At 35.0% G+C, this 6,164-nt stretch carries 6 protein-coding genes; 4 read left to right on the forward strand and 2 right to left on the reverse strand.

The annotated features are described in order from the left end of the window. Nucleotides 1–37: 37 nt before the first annotated feature. A complete protein-coding gene (gene pepB / locus A9G38_RS08600; protein ID WP_034911194.1) occupies nt 38–1,318 on the reverse strand; it encodes an aminopeptidase PepB in 1,281 nt (426 codons plus the stop codon). Between the two features lie 103 nt (nt 1,319–1,421). Here pepB and A9G38_RS08605 point away from each other — a divergent pair, with 103 nt between their 5' ends. Next, nucleotides 1,422–2,195: a tyrosine-protein phosphatase gene (locus tag A9G38_RS08605; protein ID WP_034911196.1), complete on the forward strand. Its 774-nt coding sequence runs from the start codon at nt 1,422–1,424 to the stop codon at nt 2,193–2,195. Between the two features lie 50 nt (nt 2,196–2,245). Here A9G38_RS08605 and A9G38_RS08610 read toward each other — a convergent pair whose 3' ends face one another. Then, on the reverse strand, nt 2,246–2,863 hold the full coding sequence (locus tag A9G38_RS08610) for a 4'-phosphopantetheinyl transferase family protein (protein ID WP_051634192.1): 618 nt from the start codon (nt 2,861–2,863) through the stop codon (nt 2,246–2,248). Nucleotides 2,864–2,983: 120 nt separating this feature from the next. On the opposite strand from A9G38_RS08610, the gene metC reads away from it, so the two are divergent. The 3 genes from metC to A9G38_RS08625 all read left to right on the forward strand — a co-directional run. After that, on the forward strand, nt 2,984–4,165 hold the full coding sequence (metC, locus tag A9G38_RS08615; protein WP_034911199.1) for a cystathionine beta-lyase: 1,182 nt from the start codon (nt 2,984–2,986) through the stop codon (nt 4,163–4,165). Nucleotides 4,166–4,227: 62 nt separating this feature from the next. Next, nucleotides 4,228–5,547, forward strand: a complete 1,320-nt coding sequence (tilS, locus tag A9G38_RS08620; protein ID WP_034911201.1) for a tRNA lysidine(34) synthetase TilS — start codon at nt 4,228–4,230, stop codon at nt 5,545–5,547. Between the two features lie 491 nt (nt 5,548–6,038). Continuing rightward, nucleotides 6,039–6,164 (forward strand): transposase (locus A9G38_RS08625; RefSeq protein WP_141672863.1); only part of this gene is annotated, 126 nt, incomplete at its 3' end.

Genomic DNA, 6,164 nt, shown 5'->3' on the forward strand with positions numbered 1-6,164 from the left:
CACTTTAAAAACCACTGTTTAAAAGTGGTTTTTTGTTTTATTTAAGCTGACTAAGTAAATTAGCAATTGTCCTCACACCAATACCTGTTGCCCCCGTTGCCCATAAAGCTGTGGCGCTTTTACGGAATGTTGCAGAACAATCAATATGTAGCCAATTTTTTTGATAATTTTTAATAAAATGCGATAAGAAAGCCGCAGCAGTACTTGCTCCAGCAGTATTAGGTATACCTGAATTTGCTATATCAGCAAATGATGATGGGAATTGCGAACGGTGAAACTCGGCTAATGGTAATCGCCAAAAAGCTTCATGCTCAATATCGCTACTAGCTAACAATTGATTAGCAAATTTATCATCAAACGAAAGTAATGACTGATAATCATTCCCTACCGCAATCTTAGCCGCTCCAGTCAGTGTTGCACAATCAATAATATAATGAGGTTGATCATTATCAGCACAAATTAAACCATCAGCCAAAACTAGTCGACCTTCTGCATCAGTGTTATCAACTTCAACCGTTCTACCGTTACGGTAACGAATAATATCGCCTAATTTAAACGCATTGCCACTTACTAAATTATCGGCACAACATAGATAAAGTTTAATACGTTGATTTAAACCGCGCGCAATGGCTAATGCTAATGCGCTTGTTACTAATGCAGCCCCCCCCATATCTGAGCGCATTGACTCCATAAAATTACTTGGTTTTAAACTATATCCTCCTGAATCAAAGGTAATACCTTTACCAACTAAACATGTCGTTATCGGTGAATTAGAATTTTGGGTTGGGTTATAATCTAGTTCAAGCAAAGCCGCTGGCCGATCCGAACCTTTTCCAACCGTATAAATGCCCATATAACCTTGCTCTCTTAAAGCTTCACCTGAAATGATGTTGTAAGTCACAGCAGATGAGTAAGTGCTAATTAACTTAGCTGCTCGTGTGGCTAACTCAACAGGACTTAATGTTTCAGCTTGTTCATTAATAATATCCCGACACCAATCAATAATTTCTATACGACGTTTCAATTCTTGTTTGTCTTTGGTGTTGAGTTCTGACCAAGTTACTTTTGTACTTTTTTTGGCATTACGATAGCCCAACCAAAAATGCCAACAAGCTTCGAGATCCCAATTTTCACCACTTAGTTTAACCGAATTTATTCCTTGGTTATCTAACTTGCGACCTGCACGTTGAATCGCCCCTAAGCGATGTTCCGGTTTATAATGAATAGTAATCGCCTCGTTAGAAAAACTCAGCAATGCATCTTTTCCCCACTGTTTTGGTGCAGGTTTATCAGTTAGTAAAACAGATAACATCGACATAGTAAAAACCTCAAAAAATTGATAAACAACATAACAATGAGTTAATTCTAATCAGAAACATGTTAATATAGCAAGTAAAGTTAAAAATAAATAAGGACGGGTTATGGCATCAGTTGTACCGATAAAAAATGGGATTAATTTTCGTGATTTAGGTGGAATCAAAACAATTGATGGACGTCAAATTCGATCGGGCCTACTATACCGCTCAGGCGCATTCTCGCTTATTACACAACAAGAGCAATTTTTTTTAGCTAATCAGCTAAATCTGCACTATGTTTTAGACTATCGCGATCCTGATGAAATTGAGCGAAATCCAGATAAATTATGGCAAAATACTTATTATATTAATGTACCAGCTAATCCGTTGAGCAATACGATCACCGCAAGTTTAACAAGTGATTTAGGTAATGCTCACCAAACACTTAAAAAAAATGCTCCATTTGATTTTATGATTAAGCTTTACCAGCTACTACCATTTAATAACGCAGCATATCAAAAACTTTCCTCAATCCTACTAAACTCACAAGGTAGACCATTAGTACAACATTGTGCTGTTGGTAAAGATCGTACAGGTGTTGGCGTTGCATTAACATTGTTTGCTTTGGGTGTTAGTGAAGAAACTGTCATGCAAGATTATTTACTAACAGAACAGCTATTGTCAGATTATCGTGAAAATCTATTAAGCCAATACCAACATAAAATGACGCCTGATGAGTTTGAAAAACGCAAATTAATTTTTGCTGCCAAAAAAGAGTATCTAACTGCAGCACTGAATGCAATTAAAACACGTCACGGTACAATTGACAATTGGTTATCACAGGAATATCAATTAAACGAGACTAATAGAAAAAGAATTCAAGATATCTATCTAGTTTAATAAATAACAAGCCATCATTGCGCCATAATAGATAACGGAAAAACATTGTATTAAGGCAACAAAATTAATTTAGAGATCGGTTGATTGCTATTCACCGATAGGTGAACATCGCCCACTTGACGATATTGATAATAAAATTCTTGTGCAAAAGGCGCCATAATCATCTGCTGTTTTAAGTCGACGTTAACCGATTTTATTTGCCAAACTCCTTTAGCATAAAGCTTTAATGCAGACTCTTTTAATGTCCATAGTTGCCAAAAGGCTCTTAATGTATCATCTTGTTTAGTCATCCATTGATATTCGTCATCAGCAAAAAAATTTTTAGCTACTTTCAAATAATTTTTTCGTGGACGTGCTACTTCGATATCTAAACCAACCTTACCTTCTAACGAAATCGCAACTGCTACCCAATCTTGGCTATGACTAATATTAAAATCTGGTAAGTGTGGCTCTAAAAAAGAGGGGCGACCATTATCACCAACCTTAATAACAGGTAACATCGAAATATCACAGTATTGTTTAAGCAAATGAGCCAAAATTGATCGGCAAACTAAAAACTGTTTTTTACGTTGGCCACTTAAATTATTCGCTTCATCAAGAAGAGTTTGAGGCAACAGTGAAAAATCAATGTCAGCATCCTTAAGACAAGCAAGTTGAGAAATTAGCATAATTGGCAAGAAAATATTAATAAAATTTATTTTTTACTATTCTAACAGCATGCTATGCTAACTGTTATCAAAATTAATAAAAATATCAACCTTAATAATTAGTAGCAAGGGTGTATCATTATGTCATTACCAACAAAATTAGTTCATGCAGGACGTAAAAAGCGTTATACGCAAGGCGCTGTTAATTCGGTTATTCAACGTGCATCATCATTGGTTTTTGATTCAATTGAAACAAAAAAAGAAGCAACCAAAAACCGTGCTAATGGTGCATTATTTTATGGACGCCGTGGTACATTAACTCATTTTGCGCTACAAGATGCGATGGTTGAAATCGAAGGTGGAGCTGGTTGCTATCTATACCCTTGTGGCGCAGCTGCCGTCGCTAATGCTATTTTAGCTTTTGTTCAAGCTGGCGATCATATATTAGTGTCTGAAGCTGCTTACGAACCTACTCAAGAATTTTGTCAGCAAATTTTAAAAAATTTTGGTGTTGAAACAGATTACTTTACGCCATTAGTGGGTCACAATATTACAAATCAAATTAAACCCAATACCAAAGTGGTATTTTTAGAATCACCAAGCTCAATTACGATGGAAATTCATGATATTCCTTCAATGGTTAAAGCAATTCGCAGCATCAATCCAGAAATTATTATTATGATCGATAATACATGGAGCGCCGGCGTATTATTCAAAGCATTAGATCATGATATTGATATCTCAATACAAGCAGGTACTAAATATCTAATCGGCCATTCTGATGCCATGATAGGCACTGCTGTTGCTAACAAACGCTGTTGGGAAAAATTACGCGAACGTTCTTACTTAATGGGACAAATGTGCGATGCGGATACCGCTTATATAGCCACACGAGGATTGCGAACATTAGCAATACGATTAAAGCAACACCACGAAAATGGCATAAAAGTAGCAAAATGGTTAGCCCATCATCCTAAAGTTGCTACCGTCAATCACCCAGCATTAGAAAGTTGTAAGGGGCATGAGTATTTTAAACGAGATTTTTCAGGTGCCAGTGGATTATTTTCTTTTGTACTCAAAGATCGATTAACTGACGAGCAATTATCTGATTTTATTGACAACTTAACTTATTTCTCAATGGCTTATTCATGGGGCGGTTTTGAATCATTAATTTTAGCTAATCAACCCGAAGAACTAGCAAAAATTAGACCTGTATCTGGTATTGATTTTAAAGGAACTTTAATTCGTCTTCATATAGGGCTTGAAGATCCCGATGATTTAATCGCCGATCTTGGTACTGGTTTAGACAGAATCAAGCTATAAAAAATGAATCTATATAAAGCCAATGCATTACGAATGTTTAGTTTAGCATAATTAAGTAGAAGATGAATAATCAAAACCAAATCACGTGTGACGAAATAATAAAACAAACAGTTTTTCATAATATAAAACACCACAAAGCGCTACTGGTTGCATATAGTGGTGGTGTTGACTCAACGGTATTAATGCATGTGCTTGTTAAGCTTAAAAAACAATTGTTACCAAATTTAGAACTAAAAGCGATCTATATTCATCATGGTTTGAGTAGCAATGCTGACAACTGGGAAATGCATTGCAAGCAACAATGTCAAACATGGCAAATTCCAATAATTATTGAAAAAGTCAGACTTGATCCCATAGCGGGTAATATTGAAGAGCAAGCTAGAAATGCACGTTACCAAGCTATATATCGCCATCTAAAAGATGATGAAACGTTATGTACAGCTCAACATCTTGATGATCAATGTGAAACTTTCTTCTTAGCTTTGAAACGTGGTAGTGGACCTGCGGGATTGTCCGCAATGCCAAGGGAAAATCAACAACATCTTCGACCGTTATTAACAATATCACGATCACAAATTGAAACCTATGCGAATAAACATCAACTCAATTGGATAGAAGATGAAAGCAACCAAGATGATCACTACGAGCGTAATTTTTTACGCTTAAAAGTCTTACCAATTCTTAATCAACGCTGGCCACATTTTTCGCAAATGGTTGCACGCAGTGCGGAATTATGTCAACAACAAGAAACGTTAATTAATGAGTTATTATTGGTAGAGTTTAAGCAAGTTATCACCGAACAAAATCAACTGGCTATTGCACCATTAATGGACTATTCCGAGTATAAACGAAATGCAATTTTACGCATGTGGTTTAAACACAATCATATTAATATGCCAACACGCCAACAAATAACATTAATTTGGCAAACCGTTGCATTAGCAAAAGAAGACGCCAATCCGAAATTTATCTTTAATAACCAACAAGTTCGCCGTTATCAAAATCAACTTTATTTGTTAGCATTACATCAAGATATTGAACAGCAAATCCTAAACTGGGATTTAGCGTTGCCATTAACACTTCCAGATAATGTTGGTGAATTACAAATTAATTATCAAACTGATTTATGTTGCCGCTTACCACAAGCAGATGAAAAAATCACCGTTAGATTCCATGCTCAAGGAAAATTTCAAATTGTTAATCGTCATGGTTCACGATCAATAAAAAAACTATGGCAAGAGCATAATATTCCACCATGGATGCGAACTCGAATTCCTCTGATTTACTACAACGAACAACTGATTTGCGCAGTTGGCGCATTTGTTACCGAACAAGGAAAAGGAACACAAATCGGTTTTATTCTTGTAAAGAATAACCTATAAGTTTATACCCTAATAGGTTTTGTTATAGCGTTTAGCTTGCTGACTTAATTTAGTTTTGATGGATTTTTCAACTTTGACTAGCTATAAATAATGGTTTAAGAACATTCATTCTTACAGATTAAAGGAATAAAAAGCTTCAATCGGGCTTTCTTAGGCTAGTTATAAATAGTCGGATAACTGACCATAAAGCGTTTAATCAAATCAGTGGCAGTTATTTCTTCTTTATGATATAAACATCATATCTATTGTTTATAATAAGACGCTAATTTTGTTTTTTTATGCATATTCATTACAAATTACTTCGGATAACACGTAAACAATTTCTACATTTTATGTAAATAATATTTATTTTTTAATATTTTAGCATTAAATTTTTCTAGGATAATAGAGTTATGAAAATAAATGAAAGATGGTTAATGTAACTATCCCCTAAAATAGTACAGCAAAAAAGTAGAAAATTCTCTATGATAAAAGTAAAAGGGGATTTAATTATGAAAAAAATGACTGAACATCAAATCGTCGCTATTTTAAAAGAAGCTGAAGCAGGTATTCCTGTCAAGGAACTCTGCCGTAAATATGGCATGGGTAATTCAACTTTTTATAAATGGCGGGAAAAA

The sequence above is a fragment of the Gilliamella sp. Imp1-1 genome (genome assembly GCF_001690415.1).
GTDB lineage: Bacteria > Pseudomonadota > Gammaproteobacteria > Enterobacterales > Orbaceae > Gilliamella > Gilliamella bombi.

Bases quoted from the DNA above. Each gene is read 5' to 3' on its own strand.
- pepB (WP_034911194.1), bottom strand. From the start codon at position 1,318: ATGTCGATGTTATCTGTTTTACTAACTGATAAACCTGCACCAAAACAG.
- A9G38_RS08610 (WP_051634192.1), bottom strand. From the start codon at position 2,863: ATGCTAATTTCTCAACTTGCTTGTCTTAAGGATGCTGACATTGATTTT.
- tilS (WP_034911201.1), top strand. From the start codon at position 4,228: ATGAATAATCAAAACCAAATCACGTGTGACGAAATAATAAAACAAACA.
- metC (WP_034911199.1), top strand. From the start codon at position 2,984: ATGTCATTACCAACAAAATTAGTTCATGCAGGACGTAAAAAGCGTTAT.
- A9G38_RS08605 (WP_034911196.1), top strand. From the start codon at position 1,422: ATGGCATCAGTTGTACCGATAAAAAATGGGATTAATTTTCGTGATTTA.